The 26,349-nt window shown below is 50.1% G+C and carries 29 protein-coding genes and 1 riboswitch; of the genes, 2 read left to right on the top strand and 27 right to left on the bottom strand.

From position 1 onward, the window contains the following. Nucleotides 1-3: 3 nt before the first annotated feature. The 16 genes from recN to ON064_RS00905 form a co-directional block, all read right to left on the bottom strand. A complete protein-coding gene (recN, locus tag ON064_RS00980) occupies nucleotides 4-1,701 on the bottom strand; it encodes a DNA repair protein RecN (RefSeq protein WP_121299933.1) in 1,698 nt (565 codons plus the stop codon). A gap of 18 nt (nucleotides 1,702-1,719) precedes the next feature. After that, nucleotides 1,720-2,169, bottom strand: coding sequence for a transcriptional regulator AhrC/ArgR (gene ahrC, locus ON064_RS00975; RefSeq protein WP_058380870.1), 450 nt, complete (start codon nucleotides 2,167-2,169; stop codon nucleotides 1,720-1,722). A gap of 176 nt (nucleotides 2,170-2,345) precedes the next feature. Then, a complete protein-coding gene (locus tag ON064_RS00970; RefSeq protein ID WP_274623235.1) occupies nucleotides 2,346-3,191 on the bottom strand; it encodes a TlyA family RNA methyltransferase in 846 nt (281 codons plus the stop codon). Beyond that, entirely contained in the window at nucleotides 3,188-5,098 is a 1,911-nt protein-coding gene (dxs, locus tag ON064_RS00965; protein WP_274623234.1) for a 1-deoxy-D-xylulose-5-phosphate synthase, read from the bottom strand. Before dxs ends, ON064_RS00970 begins: the two co-directional genes overlap by 4 nt. A gap of 94 nt (nucleotides 5,099-5,192) precedes the next feature. Continuing rightward, nucleotides 5,193-6,071, bottom strand: a complete 879-nt coding sequence (locus ON064_RS00960; protein WP_274623233.1) for a polyprenyl synthetase family protein — start codon at nucleotides 6,069-6,071, stop codon at nucleotides 5,193-5,195. Continuing rightward, nucleotides 6,068-6,304 (bottom strand): exodeoxyribonuclease VII small subunit, encoded by a 237-nt coding sequence (xseB, locus tag ON064_RS00955; RefSeq protein ID WP_058380874.1) that lies wholly within the window; start codon nucleotides 6,302-6,304, stop codon nucleotides 6,068-6,070. The genes ON064_RS00960 and xseB overlap by 4 nt, the downstream gene beginning before the upstream one ends. Further along, complete coding sequence (xseA, locus tag ON064_RS00950; protein WP_274623232.1) at nucleotides 6,305-7,657, bottom strand: exodeoxyribonuclease VII large subunit; 1,353 nt, start codon at nucleotides 7,655-7,657, stop codon at nucleotides 6,305-6,307. 72 nt (nucleotides 7,658-7,729) lie between these two features. Further along, nucleotides 7,730-8,605, bottom strand: a complete 876-nt coding sequence (folD, locus tag ON064_RS00945; RefSeq protein ID WP_274623231.1) for a bifunctional methylenetetrahydrofolate dehydrogenase/methenyltetrahydrofolate cyclohydrolase FolD — start codon at nucleotides 8,603-8,605, stop codon at nucleotides 7,730-7,732. Between the two features lie 17 nt (nucleotides 8,606-8,622). Then, complete coding sequence (gene nusB, locus ON064_RS00940) at nucleotides 8,623-9,012, bottom strand: transcription antitermination factor NusB (protein ID WP_274623259.1); 390 nt, start codon at nucleotides 9,010-9,012, stop codon at nucleotides 8,623-8,625. A gap of 165 nt (nucleotides 9,013-9,177) precedes the next feature. Continuing rightward, nucleotides 9,178-9,573: an Asp23/Gls24 family envelope stress response protein gene (locus tag ON064_RS00935; RefSeq protein ID WP_058380877.1), complete on the bottom strand. Its 396-nt coding sequence runs from the start codon at nucleotides 9,571-9,573 to the stop codon at nucleotides 9,178-9,180. A gap of 14 nt (nucleotides 9,574-9,587) precedes the next feature. Beyond that, nucleotides 9,588-10,940 (bottom strand): acetyl-CoA carboxylase biotin carboxylase subunit, encoded by a 1,353-nt coding sequence (gene accC / locus ON064_RS00930; RefSeq protein WP_058380878.1) that lies wholly within the window; start codon nucleotides 10,938-10,940, stop codon nucleotides 9,588-9,590. A 12-nt stretch (nucleotides 10,941-10,952) separates the two neighbouring features. Beyond that, on the bottom strand, nucleotides 10,953-11,465 hold the full coding sequence (accB, locus tag ON064_RS00925) for an acetyl-CoA carboxylase biotin carboxyl carrier protein (protein ID WP_274623230.1): 513 nt from the start codon (nucleotides 11,463-11,465) through the stop codon (nucleotides 10,953-10,955). Nucleotides 11,466-11,591: 126 nt separating this feature from the next. Continuing rightward, nucleotides 11,592-12,152, bottom strand: coding sequence for an elongation factor P (gene efp / locus ON064_RS00920; RefSeq protein WP_121299947.1), 561 nt, complete (start codon nucleotides 12,150-12,152; stop codon nucleotides 11,592-11,594). A gap of 20 nt (nucleotides 12,153-12,172) precedes the next feature. Next, on the bottom strand, nucleotides 12,173-13,231 hold the full coding sequence (locus ON064_RS00915) for a M24 family metallopeptidase (RefSeq protein ID WP_274623229.1): 1,059 nt from the start codon (nucleotides 13,229-13,231) through the stop codon (nucleotides 12,173-12,175). 5 nt (nucleotides 13,232-13,236) lie between these two features. Beyond that, the gene (aroQ, locus tag ON064_RS00910) at nucleotides 13,237-13,677 is read right to left on the bottom strand and encodes a type II 3-dehydroquinate dehydratase (protein ID WP_274623228.1); all 441 of its coding nucleotides are present in this window, start codon (nucleotides 13,675-13,677) and stop codon (nucleotides 13,237-13,239) included. Nucleotides 13,678-13,842: 165 nt separating this feature from the next. Continuing rightward, on the bottom strand, nucleotides 13,843-16,401 hold the full coding sequence (locus ON064_RS00905; protein ID WP_121299953.1) for a vitamin B12-dependent ribonucleotide reductase: 2,559 nt from the start codon (nucleotides 16,399-16,401) through the stop codon (nucleotides 13,843-13,845). Nucleotides 16,402-16,789: 388 nt separating this feature from the next. Here ON064_RS00905 and ON064_RS00900 point away from each other — a divergent pair, with 388 nt between their 5' ends. Further along, nucleotides 16,790-17,170 (top strand): rhodanese-like domain-containing protein, encoded by a 381-nt coding sequence (locus ON064_RS00900; RefSeq protein ID WP_058380884.1) that lies wholly within the window; start codon nucleotides 16,790-16,792, stop codon nucleotides 17,168-17,170. Between the two features lie 41 nt (nucleotides 17,171-17,211). Here the strand turns inward: ON064_RS00900 and gcvPB are convergent, their stop codons facing one another. From gcvPB to comGA, 11 genes are all read right to left on the bottom strand, one after another. Next, nucleotides 17,212-18,684: an aminomethyl-transferring glycine dehydrogenase subunit GcvPB gene (gene gcvPB / locus ON064_RS00895; protein WP_274623227.1), complete on the bottom strand. Its 1,473-nt coding sequence runs from the start codon at nucleotides 18,682-18,684 to the stop codon at nucleotides 17,212-17,214. Next, the gene (gcvPA, locus tag ON064_RS00890; RefSeq protein WP_274623226.1) at nucleotides 18,677-20,044 is read right to left on the bottom strand and encodes an aminomethyl-transferring glycine dehydrogenase subunit GcvPA; all 1,368 of its coding nucleotides are present in this window, start codon (nucleotides 20,042-20,044) and stop codon (nucleotides 18,677-18,679) included. Before gcvPA ends, gcvPB begins: the two co-directional genes overlap by 8 nt. Nucleotides 20,045-20,071: 27 nt before the next feature. After that, nucleotides 20,072-21,172: a glycine cleavage system aminomethyltransferase GcvT gene (gcvT, locus tag ON064_RS00885; RefSeq protein ID WP_274623225.1), complete on the bottom strand. Its 1,101-nt coding sequence runs from the start codon at nucleotides 21,170-21,172 to the stop codon at nucleotides 20,072-20,074. Nucleotides 21,173-21,320: 148 nt separating this feature from the next. Continuing rightward, nucleotides 21,321-21,411: riboswitch (glycine riboswitch) on the bottom strand. A 130-nt stretch (nucleotides 21,412-21,541) separates the two neighbouring features. After that, nucleotides 21,542-22,066, bottom strand: a complete 525-nt coding sequence (locus ON064_RS00880; RefSeq protein ID WP_101190250.1) for a shikimate kinase — start codon at nucleotides 22,064-22,066, stop codon at nucleotides 21,542-21,544. 19 nt (nucleotides 22,067-22,085) lie between these two features. Then, nucleotides 22,086-22,289 carry a hypothetical protein gene (locus ON064_RS00875; protein WP_274623224.1) on the bottom strand — a complete coding sequence of 68 codons (204 nt, stop codon included), beginning with the start codon at nucleotides 22,287-22,289 and terminating at the stop codon, nucleotides 22,086-22,088. Continuing rightward, nucleotides 22,267-22,707 (bottom strand): ComGF family competence protein, encoded by a 441-nt coding sequence (locus tag ON064_RS00870; RefSeq protein WP_274623223.1) that lies wholly within the window; start codon nucleotides 22,705-22,707, stop codon nucleotides 22,267-22,269. The genes ON064_RS00875 and ON064_RS00870 overlap by 23 nt, the downstream gene beginning before the upstream one ends. Continuing rightward, on the bottom strand, nucleotides 22,695-22,967 hold the full coding sequence (locus ON064_RS00865) for a hypothetical protein (RefSeq protein WP_274623222.1): 273 nt from the start codon (nucleotides 22,965-22,967) through the stop codon (nucleotides 22,695-22,697). Before ON064_RS00865 ends, ON064_RS00870 begins: the two co-directional genes overlap by 13 nt. 13 nt (nucleotides 22,968-22,980) lie before the next feature. Beyond that, the gene (gene comGD / locus ON064_RS00860; RefSeq protein ID WP_274623258.1) at nucleotides 22,981-23,415 is read right to left on the bottom strand and encodes a competence type IV pilus minor pilin ComGD; all 435 of its coding nucleotides are present in this window, start codon (nucleotides 23,413-23,415) and stop codon (nucleotides 22,981-22,983) included. Next, complete coding sequence (gene comGC / locus ON064_RS00855; RefSeq protein ID WP_058380892.1) at nucleotides 23,409-23,726, bottom strand: competence type IV pilus major pilin ComGC; 318 nt, start codon at nucleotides 23,724-23,726, stop codon at nucleotides 23,409-23,411. Before comGC ends, comGD begins: the two co-directional genes overlap by 7 nt. A gap of 11 nt (nucleotides 23,727-23,737) precedes the next feature. Continuing rightward, nucleotides 23,738-24,781 (bottom strand): competence type IV pilus assembly protein ComGB, encoded by a 1,044-nt coding sequence (gene comGB / locus ON064_RS00850; protein ID WP_274623221.1) that lies wholly within the window; start codon nucleotides 24,779-24,781, stop codon nucleotides 23,738-23,740. Further along, nucleotides 24,753-25,778, bottom strand: a complete 1,026-nt coding sequence (comGA, locus tag ON064_RS00845; protein ID WP_274623220.1) for a competence type IV pilus ATPase ComGA — start codon at nucleotides 25,776-25,778, stop codon at nucleotides 24,753-24,755. The genes comGB and comGA overlap by 29 nt, the downstream gene beginning before the upstream one ends. Before the next feature lie 286 nt (nucleotides 25,779-26,064). Between comGA and ON064_RS00840 the strand changes: the two genes are divergently transcribed. Then, nucleotides 26,065-26,307 (top strand): DUF2626 domain-containing protein, encoded by a 243-nt coding sequence (locus ON064_RS00840; RefSeq protein WP_058380895.1) that lies wholly within the window; start codon nucleotides 26,065-26,067, stop codon nucleotides 26,305-26,307. Nucleotides 26,308-26,349: the final 42 nt, after the last annotated feature.

The following is a 26,349-nucleotide window of genomic DNA, read 5'->3' as shown; positions in this document are numbered from 1 at the left end:
CCCTTATTTCATCAACAGCTTCCGGTCCCTCGCCAAAGTCAGCAATTCGTCAGCATGCTGCAAGGTCAATTCGGTGATTTCCGCCCCTGACAGCATGCGGCTCATTTCTTCAGTGCGTTTGCGCCCTGCCAGTTCTTTCACCGATGTAGTCGTGCGGTCTTTCGATACTTTTTTCTCAATAAACAAATGCTGGTCTGCCATGGCGGCGACTTGCGGCAAATGGGAAATGCACAGCACTTGGGAATGACGGGCGATGGCAGCAATTTTCTCGGCAATTGCCTGCGCCACGCGTCCGCTGACTCCTGTATCGACTTCATCGAAAATGATCGATGTGATACCTTGGTGTTTGGAAAAAATTGTCTTCAGCGCGAGCATCATACGCGACAATTCACCGCCTGAAGCGACTTTCGTCAGCGGCTTCAAAGGTTCCCCGACATTCGTTGAGATATGGAATGCGATGCTGTCCTGGCCGAAACGGTCGAACTTTCCTTTTGGCAGCAAGTTGAATTGCACCGAAAATGAAGCTTTGCCCATATGGAGCTCTTTTAGCTGCTCCATGATGGCTTTCGACAATTTGGCAGCCGCCTGCTTTCTTAGCATCGTCAGTTCTTCCGCTTCGATGCGCAAATCCTCAGTCAATTCCTTTAATTTCTCCTGATCGAGGCGCAGACGCTGGTCGCGGTTTAGCAATTTATCGAGTTCGTCCGCTTGCTCTTCCTGATACAATAGCATGTCTTCGACCGATGCGCCGTATTTGCGTTTCAAGGATTGCAATAATGCCAGGCGCTGTTCGATTTCGTTGAGACGCTCCGGGTCGAATTCCAATTGATCCAGTATGCGCTTGATTTCCGTCGACGTGTCCTGAAGCTGATAAAACGCCCCTGCAACCGATTCCGACGCTTCCTGGAATTGTTCATCGACCGCGGCTGCGTGTTCCAGTTCGCTCATCGCATTGCCGACCCAATCCAGCCCTTTCGACTCCCCTTGAATCGCTTCATGGGCTTGTGAAATCGACTCGAAGATTTTGGTGAAATTCTGCAGTCGTTTGCGTTCTTCCAGCAAAGTTTCTTCTTCCCCCGGCACGAGCTGGGCTTCTTCGATTTCACGCAATTGGAATGTCAATAAGTCGATGCGCTGTGCGATTTGCTGCTCGTTTTCATTATAGCTGGCAAATTCACGTTTCAATTTCGTATATTTATCAAATGTATGGCTATAGCCTTCTTTGGCTTTGGTCAATAATTTCCCGGCAAATTGATCCAATAGATGAAGATGCTGCTTTTCATCCATCAACTCCTGCGTCTCGTGCTGGCCGTGGATGTCGATCAACGCAGCCCCCACTTCGCGCAAAATGGAAATGGTCACGAGTTTGCCGTTGATGCGGCAGACGTTCTTGCCTTTGCCGTTCAGCTCGCGGCGCAGCAAAACATCGCCGTCGCTCGCCTGGATCCCGAAATCATCCAGTTTTTTATGCACCGGATGCTTTTCGCTTTCGATGTGGAACAAGCCTTCAATCTCAGCTTTTTGGGCCCCGTGGCGAATGAATTCCTGGCTTCCTCGCCCTCCGGCTAGTAAGTGCACGGCATCGATGATGATCGATTTCCCGGCACCGGTTTCCCCTGTCAAAACTGTCATGCCTTCTGTAAAACTGACCGATAATGTATCGATAATCGCAAAATTGCGGATATCCAATTCTCGCAGCATATACATCCACCTCTTTAATTAAAGCATTTCAATCAAACGCTGTTTCAGCACTTCGCGGTGTTCCACGTCACGGCAAATGATTAAACACGTATCATCCCCGCAAATGGTCCCTAAAATTTCTTCCCAATCCAAATGGTCGATCAACGAACCGATCGCATGGGCATTGCCCGGCAAGGTTTTCATGACCAAAAAATGACTGGCCCCATCGATGCTGACGAACGCATCGGTGAGCGCACGGTGCAGTTTTTGCATTGGGTTAAAGCGCTGGTCCGCCGGCAAGCTGTATTTATAGCGCCCATCCTGCAATGGGACTTTCACCAAATGCAGTTCCTTGATATCGCGAGAAACGGTCGCTTGCGTCACTTCATAGCCCGCAGCTTTCAATAAGTCGACCAAATCATCTTGCGTTTCGATTTCGCGATTTGAAATCAAGTCGCGGATTTTGATATGACGTTGTCCTTTATTCATGGTGCTCCCCCTTGAGTGAATAATTATTCCATATACTTTATATCGTACATCTAAACCACTTTGAAAACAAGGAAACTTCCTGCCCCACTAGAACTATTTACCCCTTATGGGCAAGCTTCACTCATTTTCAACAGCAAGACAGAAAAAAAGGGCAGGGAATGAATTCCCCTGCCCGGTTAATCGGATTGTGCGTGTTTTTCCTTGAATGCAGAATGGGCACGCTCCACCGTTTGAGCGAACGAATGCGCATCCGGCAATTCACTTTTTGTTGCCTGTTCATTGGAAATAAGATGGAATAAAAACTCGATATTGCCTTCACCGCCGGTAATCGGCGAATGGGTCATGGCCTTGACTTCGAAACCGCAATCGACCGCATAAGCAGCTACTTTTTGCAGCACTTCCTGATGCACTTTCGGATCGCGGACGATGCCTTTTTTGCCGACTTTCTCGCGCCCTGCCTCAAACTGCGGCTTAACGAGTGCGATGCAATCGCCTCCCGGGACCAAAATGGTCTTCAGCACCGGCAGGATAATGCGCAAAGAAATGAAGGAAACGTCAATGGTCGCCACTTCCGGCAAGCCTTCCTGAAAATCTTCAGGTTTCGAATGGCGGAAGTTGGTGCGTTCCATGACGGTGACGCGTGGGTCTTGCCGGATCTTCCAAGCTAGCTGGTTATAGCCGACATCGAGCGCATAACCATGGCGGGCACCGTTTTGCAATGCACAATCGGTGAATCCCCCGGTCGATGAACCGATATCGAGCATCATTTTGCCTTCCACCGCAACATCGAATTCAGCGAGCGCTTTTTCCAGTTTCAAGCCTCCGCGGCTGACATAACGCAGATCGTTGCCCTTTTTTTCAAGCGGCGCATCTTCAGGGATTTTTTCGCCGGGTTTCTCGAGGCGTTCAGTTCCTGAGAAAATCACCCCGGCCATGATGGCGCGCTTGGCTTTTTCACGTGTTTCGCAAATGCCCCGCTCGACTAGCAGGACATCCACCCGTTCTTTTTTCACTTTATTCATAGAGCGTTCGACCGCTCCTGCTGTTGTGAATTTTGCTTCACGCGTGTTTTCACCTTTTTGACCACTTCGTCGCTGTTGAGATGGATTTCGTCCATCAACTCGGCCACATCACCGTGTTCAACAAAGAGATCCGGAATGCCCATGCGGTCGATGACAGCTCCTTCGTGGCCGTTGTCATGCGCGTATTCGAGTACCGCGCTCCCGAAACCGCCTTGCAAGACCGCTTCCTCGATTGTCAGAACCGGCACTTTACGGCCGAAAATCGATGCGAGCATTTCTTCGTCCAGTGGCTTGATGAAGCGTGAGTTGACGACTTCCACTTGGATTCCTTCTTCGCGCAATTGCTCAGCAGCATGCAGCGCCATCGGAATCGTCGTGCCGAATGCCAAAATGACGGCATCCTTTCCTTTTTCCAACACTTCCCAGCTTCCAATTGGGATAGCTTTCAGTTCATCGTCCATCGGTACTCCGAGGCCGTTGCCGCGCGGATAGCGCAACGCAATCGGTCCGCCATTGTAATCGATTGCCGTTTTCACCATATGCTGCCCTTCGTTTTCGTCTTTTGGCATCATCAAGACCATGTTCGGGAGATGGCGCAAGAAGGCGATATCGAAGACGCCTTGATGCGTTTCGCCATCCGCCCCGACAAGGCCCGAACGGTCGATACCGATAAAGACATTCAAGTTCTGGCGGCAAATATCGTGGACGACTTGGTCATACGCACGCTGCAGGAATGTCGAATAAATGGCCAGGAATGGCTTCATTCCTTGCGTTGCAAGTCCCGCAGCCATCGTGGTCGCATGCTGCTCAGCGATGCCCACGTCAAACATGCGCTCAGGAAACTCAGAGGCAAACCCTTCCAATTTAGAGCCGACAGGCATTGCCGGCGTAATGGCAACGATGCGCTCATCGGTACGGGCAAGCTTGCGAGTGGTTTCAGCGATCAAGCCGCTCCATGAAGGAGCAGTGGATGAAGATTTCACTAAATCGCCCGTTTCCATTTTATAGGGCCCAATTCCGTGCCACGTGCCGATTTTATCCTGTTCAGCCGGCAAATAGCCTTTGCCTTTTTTCGTGATGACGTGAAGCAGGACAGGGCCTTTTGTTTTTTTCGCATATTCCAGGTTGTCTTCAAGCTCCTCGAGGTCATGCCCGTCAATCGGGCCGAGGTATGTGAATCCGAGTTCTTCGAAGAACATGCCGGAAACGACCAAATATTTCAGGCTATCTTTGACGCGCTCTGCCGTAGAAGCGAGCTTGCCGCCGACTGCCGGCACTTTTTTCAGCAAGTATTCAAGATCGTCTTTGACTTTATTGTATTTTCCGGCTGTCCGCATGCGCCCAAGTACGCTATGGAGCGCCCCGACGTTCGGTGCGATCGACATTTCATTATCGTTGAGGATAACGGTCATATCGGTTTGTGCGTGCCCGATATGGTTTAGCGCCTCAAATGCCATGCCGCCAGTCAATGCGCCATCGCCGATGATCGGAATGACGTAATTATTGTCTTTTTTAATATCGCGCGCTGCCGCCATGCCCATTGCCGCAGACAACGAAGTGGAACTGTGACCGGTCTCCCAGACATCGTGATCGCTTTCGTTGCGTTTCGGGAATCCGCACAGGCCTTTGAATTTACGCAGCGTCTCGAATTGATCTGCACGCCCCGTCAAAATTTTATGGACATAGGACTGATGCCCGACGTCCCAGATCAGTTTGTCGTCTGGGCTATCGAAGACACGGTGAAGCGCAATCGTCAATTCCACTACGCCGAGGTTCGGGCCGATATGGCCACCGGTTTTCGAAAGATTTTCTATGAGAAATCGACGGATATCTTCACTTAAGAGCTCCAACTGCTCTGGATTCAGCTCTTTTAGGAAAGATGGACCAGTTATCGAATGAAGATCCATTTGCCATCACACACCTTTTTTCTATATTTTCCTGTATTGTTGTCTCCCCATATTATAGCAAGACAGGGCAAATGTACAAACAAGAGCCCTATTTTCAGCTTTTTCGCTGGACGATCAGCTCAGTCAATTCTTTCAATAGCTGCTGTTCACCAGGCAGTTCCGCAAGCGCATCAAGCGCTTGTTGTGCGTGGTAATCCAGTTTTTCTTTCGCTTTCGGCAAGGTCAATATGCCGGGATACGTGCTTTTATCGCTCGTTTCATCCTTACCGGCTGTTTTTCCGAGCTCCTCGGAAGTGCCTGTTACATCCAAGATATCATCCTGGATCTGGAAGGCCAATCCGAGATGGCGGCCGAATGTTGAAAGCGCCACCAATTGCTCGGAACTGGCTCCTGCCAGGATGGCTCCCGAAATGATGCTATAGGTCAATAAAGCGCCTGTCTTCAATAAATGCACTTGCTCCAATTGTTCCAAGCCCAGCTGCTTTTCTTCCCCTTCAATATCGAGAACCTGGCCGCCGACCATGCCTTCTGCACCAGCCGCTGTCGACAATAAGTCGATGAGCCGCACTTTGTCTTCTGCAGACACATCTTCGAGCCGTGCCAAGATACCGAAGCTGAAGGTCAACAAGGCATCTCCCGCTAAAATGGCGACTGCCTCCCCGAACACTTTATGGTTGGTCGGCATGCCGCGCCGCATATCGTCATTATCCATGCTCGGCAAATCATCATGGATCAAGGAATATGTATGGATCATTTCGATTGCAGCTGCCACTTTCAAGGCATCCGGGTGGGCTGCCCCTTGTTCATGCATGGTCGCGAGCACAAGCATCGGTCGGATGCGCTTGCCTCCTGCTTGCAATGAATAATGCATCGATTCTTTCAAGGATTCCGGAACGGCCAATGCCCTGATCAACTCCGCCATCTCCTGCTGGATGACCGGTTCATAATGGGTTCTGAATTGTTTTAAGTTCATTGCGCATTTCCTTCCCCTTCGATTTCAGCAGGCACTTCTTTTCCATCTTTCATCATCGTCACCAGCTGGGTTTCGGCATTCTTCAATTTATCGTGGCACAGCTTCGATAACTCCATGCCTTTTTGGTAAAGCGTCAGCGCTTCTTCGAGCGGCACATCGCCTTGTTCGAGCAGCTTGACGATTTCCTCCAACTGCTCCATTGCATCGTTGAACATCATGTTATTTTCTGCCATTTAGTCGCGCTCCTTATCTTTTGGGTTGATCGCTTCGATGACGGTTTCGACTTCCCCGTCTTTCAATGAAAGGCTCAGCCGGTCGCCGAGCTTCAACTGTTCCACTGATTTCACCACTTTGCCTTCTTTGAACGGAATCGCATAGCCCCTGTCCATGATCTTCAAAGGGCTGAGCGCATCCAGTGTCCGGATCGCAGACTTTAATTGCTGGTCCCGCTGCCGGAAAACTTGGGTGATGCGCTGGTCGAGCCGGTCTCCGAGACTGGCTAAATCGCGTTCAGCCTGGCGGATGCGGTCAGACGGGTTGCGATTTTCCAATTGGCGTGAAAGCATGGCCAACCGGTCGCTTGAACGCCTGGCCGTCAACACGGTCTCACGCTGCAGCGCATCCGTTGCCCGTTCGATGCGTTCGATGAAAGGGCGGTAGAGCCGGTCCGGGTATGCCATCGGATAGGAATTTTGCAGCTGCGTCAGACGGATGCGCCGTTGTTCCAAATCATTCGACAGGAGCCGGAACATCACTTGGCGCTGCCCCATGACCCGTTCGAGCAGTTCGATGCGGCTCGGCACTGCAAGCTCTGCCGCAGCTGTCGGGGTGGCTGCGCGCAAATCGGCCACAAAATCGGCGATCGTCGTATCGGTTTCGTGACCCACCGCCGAGATGACCGGAATGCGCGAATCATAAATCGCCCGTGCCACTGCTTCTTCGTTGAATGCCCATAAGTCTTCGATCGATCCGCCGCCGCGCCCGACAATCAAGACGTCGCTATCTGTACGGTTCGCTTGCTGGATGGATTGGACGATCGATTGGACGGCTCCCTGGCCTTGCACCAGTGCCGGAAACAGCACGATTCGAGCAAGCGGGTAACGGCGCCTGAGCGTCGTGATGATGTCGCGCACCGCTGCCCCGGTCTGTGCCGTAATGACTGCGACTTTTTCAGGGTATTCAGGCAGCTGCTGTTTATGCGCAGCATTGAATAAGCCTTCTTTGCTGAGCTTTTCTTTCAACTGTTCAAATGCCAAATAATAATCGCCGATGCCGTCAGGCTGCATCGACTGGGCATATAATTGGTATTGTCCCGATGCTTCATACACGGAGATATCCCCACGGATCAAGACGGTCATGCCGCTTTCCGGACGGAATTTCATCGATTTCGCCTTCGCTGAGAACATGACAGCCGGCATGCGTGCTTTCTGGTCTTTCAACGTGAAATAGATATGCCCGCTTGTATGGATTTTTACGTTCGACAGCTCCCCTTTTACGTAGACATCACGCAAATGGGGGTCGGCATCGAATTTCTTTTTTATGTATTTCGTTAACGCTGCAACACTTAAGTACGGGTCGGTCGCCAAAATGTCAACCCCTGTCTATAGAAAGTAAAAAGCTGTCTTTCTTTCGAAAAACAGCTCTATTTGCTATTCATTTTACACGCTTTCGGCAGCTTTGTCTTTCGATAATCCTTTTTCAGCCGACAGCAATGTATTTTCCATCAGCATTGCGATGGTCATCGGCCCAACGCCGCCCGGTACAGGCGTGATGAAGCTGGCTCGTTCGCGCACCGCCTCGAAATCGACGTCGCCGCACAGCTTGCCGTTTTCGTCACGGTTCATGCCGACATCGATGACGACTGCTCCTTCTTTGATATGGTCTGCCCCGATGAACTTCGCACGGCCGATTGCCGCAATGATGATGTCCGCCTGCTGGGTCATCGCTTTCAAATCCGGTGTTTTCGAATGGCAATAGGTCACGGTCGCATCTTTTTGCAGCAACAGTTGGCCGACCGGCTTTCCGACGATATTGCTGCGGCCAATGACGACGGCATGCTTGCCTGCAGGATCGATGCCGTAATGCTCAAGGAGCACCATCACCCCATGGGGCGTACATGGCAAAAAGGTGTCCTTGCCGATCATCAAATTGCCGACAGAAATCGGGTGGAAGCCATCGACGTCCTTTTCGGGAGCGATTGCCGTGATGATCTTGAATTCATCGATCTGGGCAGGAAGCGGCAATTGCACCAAAATGCCGTGTATGTCCGGGTCGTTATTCAATTCATCAATTTTCTCGAGCAGTTCTTGCTCGGTCAGTGAAGCAGGGTATAAATGAAGATCCGAACGCATGCCCAATGATTCACATGTTTTCTTTTTGTTTTTGACATAAGTTTGCGAAGCGGAATCATCGCCCACTAAAACGACCGACAGGCCAGGGGTGATTCCGTTTGTTTTCAGTTTCTCTACACGTTGTTGCACTCGCTCTTTAATTTTCAGGCTTACGGCTTTTCCATCAATCAATTCAGCAGTCACGTAGATTCCTCCAATGATTAGTTCGCAGTTTGGTCAGTGAATTTCGAAAGAACGCCGTTGACGAAACGGCTTGATTTATCGTCCCCGAAGGTCTTGCTCAATTCGATCGCTTCGTTCAAAACGACGCGGCTTGGCGCATCATCCATATATTCAAGTTCGAAAACAGCCATGCGCAAAATGGTGCGTTCTACCTTCGGCAAGCGCTCAAGCGACCAATTTTCCAAATGGCCTTTTAGTTTTTCATCGATTTCCTGTTGCTTGCTATTGGTGCCTTCTACTAGCAGTTTATAGAACTGGTCGGTTTCCCCTTCCATGACATGTTCCATCGCTTCTTCAATCGTCAATTCGGTTCCATCGAGCTGGAATAGCGTCTGAAGCGCTTTTTCCCGTGCTTCGTGTCGTTTCATCATAATTCCGGTCTCCTTTTTCAAGCTGATTATCCCCCCATTATACAGGTAATCGCGCGGAACTTCCAAGTTTGAAATGTTCCAACAAATCACCGCTGGCGCAGCGCATCCATAAAAAAGAAGGCTGGCCGACACATGCATCAGCATGTCCGGGCAGCCTGCTTATCAGTCCACTTGGGGATTGTCGAAATGTATACCGGTAATGTGCACATTCACTTCCTGCGTCTGCAGCGAAGTCATGGTCTCCAAGGTCTGGCGGACTTGTTCCTGAATTTTCTTGGCGGTATTCGGGATCGATACGCCATAATCGATAACGCAATATACGTCGATCGCCAGGCCTTCGTCCGATAGTTCGGTTTTGATGCCTTTGCCATGGACTTTTTTGCCCAAACGTTCAACGACGCCTGAAGCAAAATTGCCGCGCATGCTGGCAACGCCTTCGATATCAGTCGCAGCGATGCTGGCAATGATTTCCAACACTTCCGAGGCAACTTCGATATTCCCGAGATCCTGAGCACCGGGTGATTTCATTTTTACATATGGGATTACTTTTTCTGCCATTTGAATGTTCCTCCTCAGGAGCCCATTACATCGTATTTTTCCAGGAATTTCGTATTGAAGTCCCCGGATTTGAACACCTCATGGTCCATGAGGCGAAGATGGAATGGAATGGTCGTGAAGACGCCTTCCACTACGAATTCGTCCAGCGCGCGCTTCATCTTGGCCACGGCCTCTTCGCGTGTATCGGCGAATGTGATGAGCTTAGCCACCATTGAATCGTAATAAGGCGGGATCGTATAACCTGAATACATCGCTGAATCGACGCGTACGCCCATGCCGCCTGGCGGCAAGTACATATCCACACGCCCTGCAGAAGGCATGAAGTTTTTCAGCGGATTTTCGGCGTTGATGCGGCATTCGATGGACCAGCCTTTGAACGTAACGTCTTCCTGTTTATAGGCGAGGGTCTCGCCGGAAGCGACTTTCAACTGCTGCTGGATCAAATCGATGCCCGTGATCATTTCGGTGACCGGATGTTCCACTTGGATGCGTGTGTTCATTTCCATAAAGTAGAATTTCTGGTTTTCTACATCAAAGATGAACTCGACCGTCCCAGCGCCACGGTAATTGACCGCTTGCGCCGCTTTTACGGCCGCTTCGCCCATTTCTGCTCTCAGTTCAGCTGATAAAGCAGGAGACGGCGCTTCTTCGACAAGTTTTTGCATGCGGCGCTGGATCGAGCAATCACGTTCGCCGAGATGGATGGCATTGCCATGCGAATCGGCTAACACCTGGATTTCGATATGGCGGAAATCCTCAATGAATTTTTCGATGTAGACACCTGGGTTGCCGAATGCTGCCGCTGCTTCTTTTTGCGTCATATTCAAGCCTTTGACAAAATCTTCGCGCGTTCTCGCCACGCGGATCCCTTTGCCGCCACCGCCTGCCGTCGCTTTGATGATGACCGGGAAACCGATCTTCTCGGCGATTTCCAAGCCTTCCTCTTCGCTTCCGACAATTCCTGTAGAGCCTGGAACGACCGGTACGTTTGCTTGGCGCATCGTTTCACGGGCTACATCTTTTGTGCCCATTTTCGAAATCGCTGCTGCTGTCGGGCCGATGAACATGATGTCGCACGCTTCGCATAATTCAGCAAAGCTCGAGTTTTCGGCAAGAAAGCCATAACCCGGATGAATGCCGTCGCAATTCGTCAGTTTTGCGACGCTGATGATATTGGAAAAGTTCAAATAGCTGTCTTTTGATAGTTTCGGCCCGATGCAATAAGCTTCATCGGCTAGTTCAACATGGAGCGCTTCTTTATCCGCTTCTGAATAAACCGCTACGGTTTGGATATCGAGCTCTTTGCAGGCGCGAATGATCCGAACGGCGATTTCCCCGCGGTTGGCAATCAATACTTTTTTCATCATCGTCAGCCCCCCTTAGTTTGCTTTTACGAGGAACAAAGGCTGACCGTATTCGACCAATTGGCCATCTTTGACTAGGATCTCAGCGATTTCCCCATCCACTTCTGCTTCGATTTCGTTAAAAAGCTTCATCGCTTCAACGATGCAAACGACTTGGTCTGCAGAAACTTTCGTTCCGACAGCTACATAAGCATCTTCTTCCGGTGATGGCGATTGGTAGAAAGTGCCGACCATCGGAGACAGGATTTTGTGCAAATCTTCGTTTGACGCGTTGCCAGTTTCAGGCGCTTCCGTTTGCACCGGCTGTTCTGTCGGTGCAGCTTCAGCTGCTTCAACTTGTTTTGGAGCTGCTGGTGCAGGTGCCTGTGCAGGCTCTTCAACAGCTTTTGACTTTACGGCTGCTGATTGTGAAGGGTTGGATGAGTTTTTCTTCATCTTCACTTTGACTCCGTCGAATTCATAGCTGAACTCGTCGATGGATGACTGATCCACCAATTTGATGATTTCGCGAATTTCTTGGATTTTCATATAATACCTACTCCCCTGTTATGTATTTAATTTTAGCTACTCCACCATTTTAGACTTTTTTGAATCATTTTGAAATAGCAAGGCCGACATTTTAAAAAAAGGCCCCTTAAAAGAGGCCTTTCCTACTTATTGCGCACGCGAGACGTATGAAGAATCGGTCGTATTGATGATTAGTTTATCCCCTTGGTTGATGAAGAATGGCACCTGGACAGAAAGCCCTGTTGTCAGAATCGCCGGTTTCGATCCGCCGCTTGCTGTGTCTCCTTTGATGCCTGGATCTGTTTCAGCCACTTCCAAGACAACTGTGTTCGGCAATTCGACGCCCAGCACTTCGCCGTGGTATTGGATGACTTGTACATCCATGTTTTCCTGCAGGAATTTCAACTCATAGGCGATGCTCTTTTCCGGCAATTCGATCTGGTCGTAAGTTTCTGTATCCATGAATGCGTGCATATCGCCATTCGAATACAAATACTGCATTTTACGGTTATCGATTTGCGCTTTCGCGACTTTTTCACCGGCGCGGAATGTTTTTTCATTGACCGCTCCCGTGCGCAAGTTACGGAGCTTCGAACGGACGAATGCCGCACCTTTGCCCGGTTTGACGTGCTGGAATTCCATCACGCGCCAAATATCGTTATCCACTTCGATGGTCAATCCTGTTTTAAAATCGTTTACTGAAATCATAGTAATAGTTCCTCCGTTTGTTATAAAATGCGAAGCTCTTTTGAAGAATGCGTCAAGCGCTCATTCCCCGTTTCGGTAATCAGTATATCATCTTCTATGCGCACTCCGCCAATTCCCGGCAAATAGATGCCCGGTTCAACTGTGACAGCCATTCCGGGTTCAAGTACAGTTTCCGAACGGAACGACAGCCCTGGCCCTTCGTGGACCTCGAGACCAATGCCGTGGCCGGTTGAATGCCCGAACGCTTCCTCGTAGCCTTTTGACTTGATGTAATCGCGTGCGATGGCATCCGCTTCGATTCCCGTCATGCCCGGCTTGATTTTCTCCAGCGCCAGCACTTGTGAATCCAAGACCACTTGATATATTTCCTTAAGCTTGTCAGACGGTTCGCCGACTGCCACCGTGCGCGTGATGTCCGATACATAGCCATTGTACAAGGCGCCGAAATCGAGCGTGATCAAGTCGCCTTGTTCGATTTTCTTATTGGATGCTACGCCATGCGGCAATGCCGAGCGCAAGCCCGATGCGACGATGATGTCGAACGAAGAAGAAGTTGCGCCTTGTGAACGCATGAAGAATTCCAGTTCATTCGAAACTTCCAGTTCTGTCATTCCCGCCTTGATGTAAGAGCAGATGTGTTCGAACGCATCGTCAGCAATCTTGGCTGCCGCTTTCAGCACTTCTAGTTCTTCAGGAGATTTCACCATGCGCAGCTTTTCGATCAGCCCGCTGACCGGTTCGAGCGTAGCAGATAATTTTTCCTGATACTGCGAATATGTGGCAAAGGTCATATAATCCTGTTCGAATGCCAATCGCTCGACTGCCGCTTCCTTAGCGATGCGTGCCACTTCGTCAAGCAAGCCTTTTTGCGCTTGGACCACTTTGAATTCCTTAACTTGCTCCCCTGCCTGTTCCGTGTATCGGAAATCGGTAATGAACCAAGCATCATTCGGCGTGATGAGCGCAAGCCCAGCCGTTCCGGTGAAGCCTGTAATAAAACGAAGATTGTACGGATTTGTCACCAGCAGGGAATCCAGTTCCCGCTTTTGCATTTGTTCGCGCAGTTTCATCAATTTCATCAGTTTCATCCTTTCTGTTGTCGAAGCAAGAGCGACTGGAGCCCCAGCCGATAGACGTCCTTGCCGAAGCCGGCGATTTGCCCGATGGCTACCGGCGCGATATGGGAATGGTGGCGGAACTCTTCACGTGCATGGATATTGGAAATATGTACTTCAACGACCGGCACTTGGACCGATGCGATGGCGTCGCGTATCGCGATGCTCGTATGCGTATAGGCACCGGCATTTAGAACGATGCCGGAAATGGCATCATCGTCAGCACCGTGGATCCAGTCGATCAGTTCGCCTTCGTGATTGGACTGCCGGCAGATCAGCTCAAAGCCTTCACTTTCTGCGAAATCCGCCAGTTCCTGCTCCAGCTCCTGCAATGTAAAGCTTCCGTACGCTTGTTTTTCGCGTTTGCCGAGACGGTTTAAATTGGGACCGTTCAACACCAGGACTCTCATGCCCTTGCACCCCTTTCTTGGCTTTCCTTTTCCATTTTAGCATACGATCAATTCGCGGCAAGCCAGAAGACGGGCTTAAGAGCAGACATAAAAAAAGCGGAAGCCTATTTTGGCTTCCGCTTTTTGTCACTGGAGGATATGGCTCCGGCTATATGAAGTTTTTTGTTACAGTCCGCATTTCAATTGGGCTGCACAGTTCGTGCATGTATTGCATCCGCCCATTTCTTCCACTGTCCCTTTACGGCAGACAGGGCAGGTATTGCCTACTTCCGATCCGATCGTGACATTGGTCGAGCGCAAGTCTTGGATCGTGTCGATCAAGACTACCGGGCGCTTGCCAGTGTCTTCTTCCTTGTGGTCTTCTTCGAAAGTATTGTCTTCAGCTTTTAATGTCAGCACTTGTGAATCACGGCTGCCGTCGACGTAGACTGTGCCGCCTTTGGCACCGCCTTTGTAGAGACGCTCATAAACGCCTTCAACCTGTTCGACGGTATAGCCCTTCGGTGCGTTGACCGTTTTTGAGATCGAGGAATCGATCCAGCGCTGGATGATGCACTGGACATCGGCATGTGCTTCAGGTGCGAGGTCCATTGACGTGATGAACGCCTGCGGCAAATTCTCTTCATCTGCGTCCGGGTTGTTCTTCAAGTATTCACGGACGATATCCGCTTTTACTTCGATGAATTTCCCGAGGCGCCCGCTGCGGTAATAAGTAAATGAATAATATGGTTCCAAGCCTGTCGATACGCCAACCATCGTGCCAGTCGAGCCTGTCGGCGCAACCGTCAATAGATGGGAGTTGCGGATCCCTTTGTCGAGCACCGCTTGGCGGATTTCTTCCGGCATCCCTTGCATAAAGCCGGTTTCGGTAAATGCACGGCGCAAGTTCTCCGTTTCTGCATCTGTTTCGCCGACTAAGAACGGGAAGCTGCCGCGTTCTTCAGCGAGCTCTGTAGAAGCTTCATAAGCTGCGACTGCAATCGTCTTGAAGATCTCATCGACCAGCTCGTTGCCTTCTGGAGAGCCGTATTCACGGTCCGAATAGATGAGCAAATCGGCAAGGCCCATGACGCCAAGCCCTACACGGCGTTCGCCGAGTGCCTGGATGCGGTTTTCTTCCAGGAAATAAGGAGTTGCATCGATGACGTTGTCTTGCATGCGCACGCCGACGCGGACCGTTTCTTTGAGGGCTTCAAAATCGACTTGCTTCGTTTTCGGATCAGCAAAGCGTGCCAAGTTGACAGCCGCCAAGTTGCACACGGAATAAGGCGCAAGCGGTTGTTCACCGCACGGGTTCGTCGCTACGACTTTTTGACCGTATGCAGTGGCATTCGTTTTTTCATTGGCATTATCGATGAAGAAGATGCCGGGTTCTGCGGAATAGGTCGCGCATACATTGATCAAGTTCCATAATTCGCGTGCTTTGATCACGCGGTATGTGCGGACTTTATGGCCCATTTTTTCCCAATCGCGGACATCGCCGATCTTATGCCATTCTTCGTTATAGACCGCCATCTCTTCTTTTGAATAAGATTCAACTGCCGGGAAGCGTAATTCGAAATCTTCGTCTTTTTCGACTGCTTCCATGAAGTCTTTCGTCAAGGTGACAGAAATATTCGCACCAGTGAGGAATTCTTCATTATGAACAGAGAATGTGCCGCCGTCGCGCAGTTTCGTTTCTGCATCGCGCATGATTTTTTCGTTGAATCCGCCCATGCCCGGAATGGTCCGGTAGTTGAGCAAGCCTTGGTACATCGCTTCTTCCTGCTCAGTTAAAGGTTTGAATTTCAATTTATCGTTCGCCAGGCGTTTGATCGTTTCGTCTTCTGTGTTTTCGATCAAATAACGCAAAATACGCGGGTTTTGCATTTTGGAAATGATGAATTCCGCAATATCCGGATGCCAGTCAGCAAGCATGATCATCTGGGCGCCGCGGCGTGAACCGCCTTGTTCGACCAGATGCGTCAGTTTCGCGATATCGTCAAGCCACGATACAGAACCGGATGATTTGCCGTTGACGCCACGAGCGAGTGTATTGCGCGGGCGAAGAGTCGATCCGTTCGTCCCGACACCGCCTCCGCGGCTCATGATTTCCATCACTTGCTTGCGATGGTCTGAGATGCCTTCGCGCGAATCGGCGACAAATGGCATGACGTAGCAGTTGAAATACGTGACATCGGTGTCAGCGCCTGCTCCGTACAGCACACGGCCAGCCGGGACGAAATTCAAGTTGACGAGCTGCTCGTAGAATTTCGTGAACCATTCGCTTTGTTTTTCAGGGGTTTTCTCGACTGCAGAAAGGCCAGTGGCATTGCGTTTGGCGATTTGCTCGTAAAATACTTCGAGCGGTTTTTCGATAACATCGATCGGCCGGTTGACGATGCCTTGTTCTACTTCTTCAGGGTTGTCAATGGCGCTGCGGTAATCTTCTTCGATCCACACGCGTGCTTTGTTCGCATCTTGGTCGATCGAGACGATATATCCGAGGCCGCGTGCTGGGAATTTCGGGTCTTCTTTGACCGTCAACACGACGAAATCGCCCGGCTTCAATGTGCTTTTGCTCGTGTCCTTGAAGGAATAGCGGTCGATCATGACCAGGCGGGATACGCCTTTATGGGTTTTCTTCATGTCCTTCGTTACCGCGTGGACTTGCGGGAAAGCTTCAATGTCTTTGTTCAGGGACTCGACGTTTAATGTATATTCGGATTGTGTGGCGGAAACCATTTGACAAATCCTCCTTTATATTATATGGAGTTAACACTATATATAGTATTATTACAATTCCCATGATACTATATATTGAAACTCACTCGCAATGACATTTTTCTGATGGAAAATTCGACTCGGCAGATAACCGAGCAATGACAAGGGTTTCGCGATTTGGCTTTTGTTAAAATGAGACGAAAGACACGTATGTTCGCATAAATCAGCGCAAAAATCGATGTAATTTCCTGTTGAAAGCACTTGACAACTGAAAGTCCAGCTGCAGCACGCTTCCTGCCCGCAGGCTTCACAGGATTGCCTCTGATTTGCCCCGATTACTGTAACATAGCCATTGAATATCCGTCACCTTATCTCTTATAATGAGTAAGTATAGAAAGGGGCAAGAACAGTGGAATTATTGTATATCACATTGGGTGTCGTCATCGCCATCCTCATTTTTGCGGTCGTCTCCTTCCTCCGCATCCGCAAAGCGGTCACCGATCTCAACCAGGAAGAATTTATCCAAGGCTACCGAAAAGCGCAGCTCATCGATGTCCGGGAACCTAAAGATTTCGCAGCCGGCCATATCCTCGGGGCGCGCAACATCCCGCAATCGCAATTGCGTCAGCGCTACAAGGAAATCCGCGCCGACAAACCGGTCTATCTGTACGACCAGAACGGGGCAAGAAGCGGACGCGTTGCATTGTTCCTGAAGAAAAAAGGCTATGAGCAATTGTTCCAATTGCAGGGCGGCTTCAAAAAATGGACAGGCAAAATCAAATCCAAATAATCAAAAACCCCGGAAGCAAATGCTTCCGGGGTTTTTTTATGTCACTCGCTGTCTGTCGGTTTCTGGTAACGAAGAACCGGCTTGCGGGCTGCTTTCGTTTCATCCAGCCGGTTAATGACCGTCGTATGCGGCGCATTTTGGACGATCTCCGGATTTTCTTCCACTTCACGAGCAATCTGAATCATTGCATCGATAAAGTCATCCAGCGTTTCTTTCGATTCCGTCTCGGTCGGCTCGATCATCATGCCTTCTTCCACATTAAGCGGGAAGTAAATCGTCGGCGGATGGTAACCGAAGTCGAGCAGGCGCTTCGCCATGTCGAGCGTTCTGACGCCGAGTTTCTTCTGGCGGCGGCCGCTCAACACAAACTCATGCTTGCAATGGCGGTCGTACGGCAAATCGAAATGAGGCGCGAGCCTTCTCATCATATAGTTGGCGTTCAATACGGCATATTCAGTGACTTTCTTCAAGCCGTCCGGCCCCATTGTGCGGATATACGTATAGGCACGGACATTGATGCCGAAGTTGCCATAGAACGGCTTGACGCGTCCGATGGATTCAGGGCGGTCGTAATCGAATGTATAGCCTTCATCGGTCTTGATGAGGATCGGCTTCGGCAAATACGGGATCAGGTCCGCTTGGACGCCAACCGGGCCAGATCCTGGGCCGCCGCCGCCGTGCGGGCCTGTGAAGGTTTTGTGCAAGTTCAAATGGACAACGTCAAAGCCCATGTCGCCAGGGCGTGCTTTTGACATGACGGCGTTCAAGTTCGCCCCGTCGTAGTAAAGCTTGCCGCCGACTTTGTGGATGATCGATGCCATTTCAAGGATATCTTCTTCAAAAAGGCCGAGCGTGTTCGGGTTTGTCAGCATGAGTGCCGCGGTGTCGTCGCCGACTACGCGCTTCAAGTCTTCTAAATCGACTAGGCCGTGCTCGTTCGATTTAACAGTCACTGTCTCGAATCCAGCGACTGTCGCAGAAGCTGGGTTCGTTCCGTGAGCAGAATCCGGCACGATGACTTTCGTGCGGTTGAAATCACCGTTCGCTTCGTGGAAAGCACGGATCATCATAAGACCCGTCCATTCACCGTGTGCCCCGGCAGCCGGCTGAAGTGTCACTTCATCCATGCCGGTAATTTCCTTCAAGTGTTCCTGAAGGTCATACATCAATTCCATCGCGCCTTGGACAGTCGATTCTTCCTGCAGCGGGTGGATGTTCGCGAATCCAGAGTAACGGGCAACGGATTCATTGATTTTCGGGTTGTATTTCATCGTGCACGAGCCGAGCGGATAGAATCCGGAATCGACACCGTGGTTGCGTTTTGATAGCGCCGTGTAATGACGCATAATGTCGAGTTCCGAGACTTCCGGCAATTCCGCAAACTCTTCGCGTACTAGCTCTTGGCCGAGCAATTCAGTCAAGTCTACTTCCGGCACATCAAGTTCCGGCAGGCTGTAGCCGACACGGCCTTGTTTGGTCATTTCAAAAATGAGTGGCTGGTTGTCTTTATGCATGGGAAGCCTCCGTTTCTCGCACGAATGCATCGATTTCCTGTACAAACGCGTCGATTTCTTCTTTAGAACGCTGCTCAGTGACCGCAATCAGCATATGCCCTTGCAACTCGTCATAGCTCAAGCCGAGATCATAGCCGCCGATCATGCCTTTTTCAAACAAAGCCGCATTCAATTCCTTGACCGATGAGCCGACTTTGACGGCAATTTCATTGAAATGGGCGCCATCGAATGCGATCTCGAATCCGGATTTCTTCAACTGTTGCTTCATGTAATGGGTCTTGGTAATGTTCTGCACGGCGATTTCCTTCGTGCCTTCCTTGCCGAGCGCCGTCATGGCAACAGATGCCGCCAGAGCGTTCAATGCTTGGTTCGAGCAAATATTCGATGTCGCTTTGTCGCGGCGGATATGCTGTTCGCGCGCTTGCAAAGTCAAGACGAATCCGCGGCGTCCTTCATCGTCTGTCGTTTCGCCGACAAGGCGTCCTGGAACTTTGCGCATCAATTTCTGCGTTACAGCGAAATAGCCGCAATGAGGCCCGCCGAACGCTTCAGGAATGCCGAACGGCTGTGCATCGCCGACGGTAATATCTGCGCCGAATTTTCCTGGAGGCGTAAGTGCGCCGAGTGCCAGAGGGTTGGACGATACCGTGAACAAAGCGCCTGCTTCGTGGACGATCGGTTCGATTTCTCTTAAGTTCTCGACTTGACCGAAAAAGTTCGGGTATTGGACCATGACGGTCGCGGTGTTTTCATCGATCATTTCTTTCAAGGCGTCTATATCCGTGCGGCCGTCTTTGAGCGGAATTTCCACAACATCGATTGACTGTCCGAGTGCATAAGTGCGGACAACGTCTCTCGACTCCGGATGGACAGCACGGGAAACAAGGATTTTCTTGCGGCGCGTCTGACCGGCTGCGAGCATGCCTGCTTCTGCGAGCGCTGTTCCGCCGTCGTACATGGAAGAGTTCGCAATATCCATGCCGGTGAGTTCAGCGATCATCGTCTGGAATTCGAAGATCGCCTGCAATTCCCCTTGGGAGATTTCCGGCTGGTAAGGCGTATAGGCTGTGTAAAATTCAGAACGGGAGATGACGTGATCGACAACGATCGGTTTGTAATGGTCATAGACACCCGCGCCGAGGAAAGAGGCATACCGGACAGAATCTGCGTTCTTGCCGGCGAGCTGTGCCAATTCTTTCGTCAAGGCCGATTCGGATTTTGCAGGCTTGATGTTATATTCACCTTTAAAGCGTACTTTTTCAGGAATGTCCGAAAACAATTCGTCGATCGATTGGACGCCAATCGTCTCGAGCATGTCTTTTTCATCTTGGGAAGTCATTGGTAGATAGCGATGTTTCATCGTGTGCAGTCCCCTTCTTTATTCGGATTATTTAGAGCGTTTATAAAATGGCGCTGCGATAATTTTTGCTTTAAGCCGCTTATTGCGGATTTCGACATCCACTTCCGTGCCCAGCTCATTATGCTTAGCATCCAGCAAAGCCAGCCCGATATTCTTCTTCAATGTCGGCGACTGTGTACCGGTCGTGACTTCGCCGATTTTCTCATCGTCTTTATACACTGCATAGCCATGGCGCGGGATGCCCTTGTCGATCATTTCGATGCCGACGGATTTGCGGGGTACCCCAGCTTCTTTTTGATCCACTAAAGCCTGTTTTCCGATAAAGTCGGAGTCTTTTTTCAATTTGACGGCAAATCCGATGCCTGCTTCAAGCGGTGTGATGTCTTTCGACAATTCTTGCCCGTAAAGCGCAAGGCCCGCTTCAAAACGCAGCGTATCGCGTGCACCGAGTCCTGCCGGCACGACGCCTTCCGATTCACCTGTTTCCAAGATCCGGTCCCATAGAGCCGTAACGGCTTCTGGGCTACCGTAGATTTCAAACCCATCTTCACCTGTGTAGCCGGTGCGCGACACCAATACTTGCTGCCCAGCGACTTCTACTTGGTCCTTGAAGCGGAACGGGCGGATCGCCGATAAATCTTCTTCCGTCAACGCAGCCAATACTTTTTCAGCCAGCGGCCCTTGCAGCGCCAACAAGCCAAAACGTTCTGAGGCATTATCAAGTTCGACTTCGCCTTCGCGATGTTTTTGCATCCATTCGAAATCCTTGTCGATATTCGATGCATTGACCACCAGCAAATAGCGCTCATCTTCGAGTTTGTAGACGAGCAAATCATCGATCGTGCCACCATCTTCATAACACATCGCCGTGTATTGCGCCTGGCCGTCCTGAAGCTTCGATACATCATTGGTCAGCAATTTCTGTAAATAAGACAAGCTGTCCGGGCCCGAGACGAATATCTCGCCCATATGGGAAACATCAAACAACCCCGCTTTAGTGCGGACTGCTTCATGCTCGTCCTTGATGGAAGAAAATTGCACCGGCAATTCCCATCCGCCGAAATCGATCGTTTTGCCGCCGTAGCGTGCATACGAGTCAAACAAAGGTGTTCGCTTCAATTGTCCCAATCTCTTTCCCTCCTGTTTTCAAAGCACACAAAAGAGGACAGAAAATCCCCTTTACAATAAAAGGGAATTCTCTGTCCTGGCACCTGAAAGTTTACCGTAACGGCTTTCCTCATCGGTAGCTGCACATCGTCAGCATTCTCCAGAGATGCGTCCTGTACGAGTCTTTTTGCCTGAGAGATTCATGATTTAATCATTTGCTCCTTCGGCGACGCCAATGCGTTCTCTCCCCGTACAATCATCCGCCCAAATCAATGTTGAATTGGTCCATCCCGCTATACAGAATAGTATAACTTCGACTACATCCTAACATTGAAACGACGAAAGCGCAATCTTTTTTACCTTAACGCTTCAAACACGAATGTTTCGTTATTATGCGTGCTGATCATTCGTTTTCAGGCGTTTAACTTGAAATGCAGCATATTGGGTAATCTGCCGCAGCGTGCGGTGCTCGGTCCGGATGGTGATATGCGCCGTCCGCTTGTAATCACGGTAACGTGATTTGTGGAGCGCTTCGATTTCCTCGCGCGTCGAGCGCCTGACGATCGGGCGGTTCGGGTCTTTATGGATGCGCCGCCAAATTTCCTTGAACGGTGCATCCAGGAATAACACGAGCCCTGTCTGGCGCATGAGGCGCTGGTTCACTTTACGCATTGTGACACCGCCGCCGGTAGAAATGATGCAATGATCCTGTTGCAAATTTTGCAAAAATTCCGTTTCGAGATTCCTGAAATATTCTTCGCCAAAACGCTCGAAGATTTCCGGTATCGTCATGCCCATTTGACGGACAATTTCTTTGTCCATGTCATAATAGGGCATCTTCAATAAAAAACTTAGCCTCCTGCCGACCGCACTTTTGCCGCAGCCCATAAAACCGATCAAATATATTCTGTTCATTGTTCCCACCCGTACTACCCTACTCAGGGATTTTATTTTGCCCAATTTCCATCAGTAGTTGTATAGTAGCATTTCTATGAACATTTTCCAAACCATCATAAGTTTGATATTCAATCGTATAAAGCAGCACCATATGGGATAACAGCGCCAATGCGGACAGAAAGAACACGAGGGACAGCGGATAGACAGCGCCGGATTGGCTAATCAGGAAGCGAGAGCGCATAATCGGCCTCCTCTTTTGCGCCGCTTTGGAACTCCAGCTGGATGGTCAAACGCTTGTCTTCTAGCTGAAAAAAACTGTTTTTCACATCGGTTAGCATGATTTCATGACCTAGCTGGTCTTTTCGCTTGCGCACAACGCTGCCATACAATTCGATATCGTAAACAACCCCTTCACGAACAATACGCACACCTTTTCCATCGCGCATGATGTAAATTTGTTCGCTGCCATCCAGATACTGCTGCAGCTCCAGCGCAAACAGCCGGAACTCCGTTGCACCAGAATCCAGATTCACCAGGAAATGTGAGCTGAATAAATAAAACATCGCGGCAAGCGGCAGCATGATCGACAATGCCATTAACTCCAACAAGCTGTCGAGAAACGTAAACCCGTTTGACGACCGGATGTTCACTCGATGCATAAACGCACCTGCTTTCCTTGAAAATCCACATACTCAACACAATGGCCATCAGCTTGCCAGGAATACAAGATGCCGTTTACTGAGCGCTGGCCTTCAATACTGCCTGTAGCGGCAATGGTTTTTGCCGCTTCGTGCAAGGTCTCATAAGCGGCGAGGCGCTCTTTTTTCAGTTCGAGCCTCACTTGCATATCATGGACGAGCGGCAGGAGCGAACCGAAGACTAGAAATACCATAAACAGGCTGAGCATCGTTTCCGCCATGGAGATGCCCTTGTCATTTTGAAACCACCACGCGCCCTTTTCCAAGATGGACCGTCACCGTCCTTTCACCGCTGCTGGTCGAAAAGCGCAAGGTGCCTGGCTGGTGGATTGAGCCATTAGATAAGAAGTCTATTCTGCTCAGATTGCTGGATGCGTTTAAGGTAATCGACTCCGGCATGGACCTGACATACCCAGCGCGGGTCACGCCATACATCACTTCATAACCTGGCTTGTGGTCCCTGAAAACCAAAATTACGGATGTGCCGAGTGAATAGCTCTGGCTTTGGGCATAATGGATGTCTTGTTCCAGCAACGCAAAAAACCGGTCTTCTTCGCGCTTTTTTTCGAGCGGCGCAGCGGAAGCTACAACCAGCGAAGCGCTTATGCCGACTGCCATCAATACGAGCAGCATTTCAATTAAGGTAAAGCCTGAACTGCTTTTTAGGATGCTTTTGATGAGCTCACCACGCCGTCAACTGAAATATTGATCACTTCTCCGTTCGGGCAGCTCGTTTCCCCTGTTTTCAAATAGCCTTCGGAAACCAAGTCCGCCATCACCGGCACCGCTTTTTTATCCATTCGGTAGGATTCCACTTGGCCCTGGACCATCTGGACGAATGCCTTGCAGCCTTTTTCATCAACAGCCGAAGTCTGTTTCGAGACATTCGGGATGGCGATGGCGATCAATACCGTAATGATCAACATGACAATCAGCATTTCGATGAGCGTAAAGCCCCGTTGGTTTTTTAATCGTTTCATCGTATTCCTCCTTATATCGTATGGACGAGATTATACATCGGCAAGAGAATCGCCAAATAGGCGGCGACAATACAAACGGCAATCAGCACAAAGAAACTGGGCTGGATGATTTTCAATGAACGCTGGGCTTGCAGTTCAATTCTGTCGAGCAACACTTCACTATACAGCACCAATTCTTTCCCGAGCATGCCGGTTGCTTCCCCGTGGCGGATGAATGCCGCCATATCGTTCGCTGCAAATGCATGGCGGTCCACAGCAACGGACAGCGCGATACCGGTTTTGACTTCGTCGTGAAGCGATTCAGCAATCTGGCTGATGATGGAGTGATGGCGCTGCTTGCGCAGAAGGATTAGCGCTTCCTGCAAGGAAATTCCGCTATGCAAAAGCGTGCCAAGCTCCCTAGAAGCGAGCTGCGACCAATAAAGCCGCATAACTGGCCCGATAACCGGCAGCTTGATCAATAACGCCATTTGGCGCTCGGCAGGCTGTCGTTTAAGGTGTTCACGAAAGCCAAGAACCAGTAACGCAGCAGCCGTGAAAACAGCGATCGCTATGTCCGGAATGCGCAGCAAATAAACCGGAACCCCCGCACCTTCTTCGCCGTGCTGCAGCGAAGATATTAAAGCGGTCAGATTGGGCACATAATTGGTCCTGAAAAATAAGAACAAAGCGGCGGTAAGAATCAATAGTGAAACAGGATAGACGAGGATGTTGCGAAGTTTCTTCTGCACTTCTTCAGTCCGCTTGAATCCGGCAGCGATGCCTTGAATCGCTTCGCTGAGCTTGCCATGGAACTCGGCAATCTCGACCGGGAACAGCACGCGCTCGCGGAACCCGAGAAACTTCAGCACTTCAGCAGCATTGCCGCCGCCCTTCAAGATTCGGTCCATGCCTGCAAGTGCTTCATCTACACGTTCTGTGTGCATCGGCAAAAGAAGCGTCATGGCGACGGGAAACAAATAGCCTTCCGACATCAACGCCGAAAGCCTGGTCAAAAACTGGGCGCGCTCGCGAAACGGCAAGCGCCTAGAACTCGAAACCGGAATGAAGCGCACCGATCCTCACCCCTTCCCGGATCTGCCCACCAAACGATAAGTGCTCCGGCAGTTGATACTCTTGTTGCTGTCTCGCTGAACGGATGGCGTCCGCTAAACTTGAATCGCACAGAATTTCATATAACGCACGATGCTTCGTCTCGAGCTGCTGCAAGTCCTCGTACATCGGCACAATTTTCTGGGCCGCGATGCCGATAAGCGTCTGCAGCATGTCTTCATATGGAATCCCCAGGTCATGGAGCCTGTGAAGACAGCCGACCGAATGCCTGGCATGGATCGTCGAAAACACCAAATGCCCTGTCAAGGCGGCCCTGACGGCTATTTCAGCAGTTTCGGCATCCCTGATTTCACCGATCATGATGATGTCGGGATCATGCCTTAAAATCGCCTTCAAGCCAGTCGCATAATTCATTCCCGACTTTTCGTTCACTTGAATTTGAAGAAAAGCAGGGTTTTGGCGCTCGACTGGATCTTCGAGCGTGATGACATTGCGATTGAGCCGTTCGGAACAGTGGCGCAGAAGAGAATACAAAGTGGTGGATTTGCCACAACCGGTCGGGCCCGTCAGCAGCATCAAGCCCTGCCGTTCGCCGGCAAGTTTCTCGAGCAGCCTGGCCGAGTCGCGGAATGCCGCCAATTCATCAAGAAATAACGCTGTGCTGTCTGGAATGACACGGATGACGATGCTTTCTTTCGTCATCACGGATGGCAATGTGGAAATTCGGAAATGGTGGGTATGGCCATTCATCTGGAGATGGAATGAGCCGGTTTGGGGTTTTCGTTTTTCGCTCATGTCCAAAAGGGAGAGGTATTTGAAGTAAGCAATCATGCGATCGCCTAAATCGAAGGGGATTTTCGCCACCGGCTTGAAATGGTTGTACGTCCGGTAGGTAATGCTGTAATCGCGGGGTTCTGGCCTGATGTGGATATCGGTGGTTTTTTCTTCTACGGCGGAATACAATAGGTCGAAGCATCGGCGTTCAATGATATCTTGCATAGTCACCTCCTGTCCGGGTCTGCGAGCGGAGGCTGCCTCTCCGTTCCCCATTAGTATAAGCACACAGATGGCCTTTGAATATCGAAAATACCAAAATAATTATTTGAACGCCTCAAAGCCCTAAAATCCAGGCTTTCAGGGCAGGTACCTATAGCTTTAGACCGCTTTATGGATACACCTACACCGCTTTGTCACAAACTAGCCCGAAGTCCTTGTTTACACATAGACTCGTCTTCCTATATAATGAATAGGAGATTATTGTATTGTGGCAAAGGAGGGATTACCCATGGATAATATGTTTAAATTAATGGGATGGTGGACTGGAATCTTTGCAATTTTATTTTATGTCGGCGATATGGTAGAAGTATCATTGTTGATGGTTGCCAATACCGGCTTCTTCGTTCTTCTTGGATACTTAAACATTTCTGAACGCATGTACATGTATATTTTTGGAGCCTATCTGACAGTCTTTTTCGTTGGCTTTACTTATTACTCTACGTTCATCCACGTCCCAGGAGCAGGTCATTAATAGAAATTGAATGTGAACGCAAAAAAACGGCCATCTCGGCCG

It is taken from the genome of Planococcus sp. A6 (genome assembly GCF_028823615.1).
Classification (GTDB): domain Bacteria; phylum Bacillota; class Bacilli; order Bacillales_A; family Planococcaceae; genus Planococcus.
Note: the sequence above shows the minus strand (reverse complement) of the source record. Positions and strands in the feature narration are given on the sequence as shown.

Coding starts and splice junctions, on each gene's coding strand:
- recN (WP_121299933.1), bottom strand. CDS start 1,701: ATGCTGCGAGAATTGGATATCCGCAATTTTGCGATTATCGATACATTA.
- ahrC (WP_058380870.1), bottom strand. CDS start 2,169: ATGAATAAAGGACAACGTCATATCAAAATCCGCGACTTGATTTCAAAT.
- ON064_RS00970 (WP_274623235.1), bottom strand. CDS start 3,191: ATGAATAAAGTGAAAAAAGAACGGGTGGATGTCCTGCTAGTCGAGCGG.
- dxs (WP_274623234.1), bottom strand. CDS start 5,098: ATGGATCTTCATTCGATAACTGGTCCATCTTTCCTAAAAGAGCTGAAT.
- ON064_RS00960 (WP_274623233.1), bottom strand. CDS start 6,071: ATGAACTTAAAACAATTCAGAACCCATTATGAACCGGTCATCCAGCAG.
- xseB (WP_058380874.1), bottom strand. CDS start 6,304: ATGGCAGAAAATAACATGATGTTCAACGATGCAATGGAGCAGTTGGAG.
- nusB (WP_274623259.1), bottom strand. CDS start 9,012: ATGAAACGACACGAAGCACGGGAAAAAGCGCTTCAGACGCTATTCCAG.
- ON064_RS00935 (WP_058380877.1), bottom strand. CDS start 9,573: ATGGCAGAAAAAGTAATCCCATATGTAAAAATGAAATCACCCGGTGCT.
- accC (WP_058380878.1), bottom strand. CDS start 10,940: ATGATGAAAAAAGTATTGATTGCCAACCGCGGGGAAATCGCCGTTCGG.
- accB (WP_274623230.1), bottom strand. CDS start 11,465: ATGAAAATCCAAGAAATTCGCGAAATCATCAAATTGGTGGATCAGTCA.
- efp (WP_121299947.1), bottom strand. CDS start 12,152: ATGATTTCAGTAAACGATTTTAAAACAGGATTGACCATCGAAGTGGAT.
- ON064_RS00915 (WP_274623229.1), bottom strand. CDS start 13,231: ATGAAATTGATGAAACTGCGCGAACAAATGCAAAAGCGGGAACTGGAT.
- aroQ (WP_274623228.1), bottom strand. CDS start 13,677: ATGAGAGTCCTGGTGTTGAACGGTCCCAATTTAAACCGTCTCGGCAAA.
- ON064_RS00905 (WP_121299953.1), bottom strand. CDS start 16,401: ATGGTTTCCGCCACACAATCCGAATATACATTAAACGTCGAGTCCCTG.
- gcvPB (WP_274623227.1), bottom strand. CDS start 18,684: ATGCATAAAGACAACCAGCCACTCATTTTTGAAATGACCAAACAAGGC.
- gcvPA (WP_274623226.1), bottom strand. CDS start 20,044: ATGAAACATCGCTATCTACCAATGACTTCCCAAGATGAAAAAGACATG.
- ON064_RS00880 (WP_101190250.1), bottom strand. CDS start 22,066: ATGAACAGAATATATTTGATCGGTTTTATGGGCTGCGGCAAAAGTGCG.
- ON064_RS00875 (WP_274623224.1), bottom strand. CDS start 22,289: ATGCGCTCTCGCTTCCTGATTAGCCAATCCGGCGCTGTCTATCCGCTG.
- ON064_RS00870 (WP_274623223.1), bottom strand. CDS start 22,707: ATGCATCGAGTGAACATCCGGTCGTCAAACGGGTTTACGTTTCTCGAC.
- ON064_RS00865 (WP_274623222.1), bottom strand. CDS start 22,967: ATGGCGGAAACGATGCTCAGCCTGTTTATGGTATTTCTAGTCTTCGGT.
- comGC (WP_058380892.1), bottom strand. CDS start 23,726: ATGAAACGATTAAAAAACCAACGGGGCTTTACGCTCATCGAAATGCTG.
- comGA (WP_274623220.1), bottom strand. CDS start 25,778: ATGCAAGATATCATTGAACGCCGATGCTTCGACCTATTGTATTCCGCC.
- ON064_RS00840 (WP_058380895.1), top strand. CDS start 26,065: ATGGATAATATGTTTAAATTAATGGGATGGTGGACTGGAATCTTTGCA.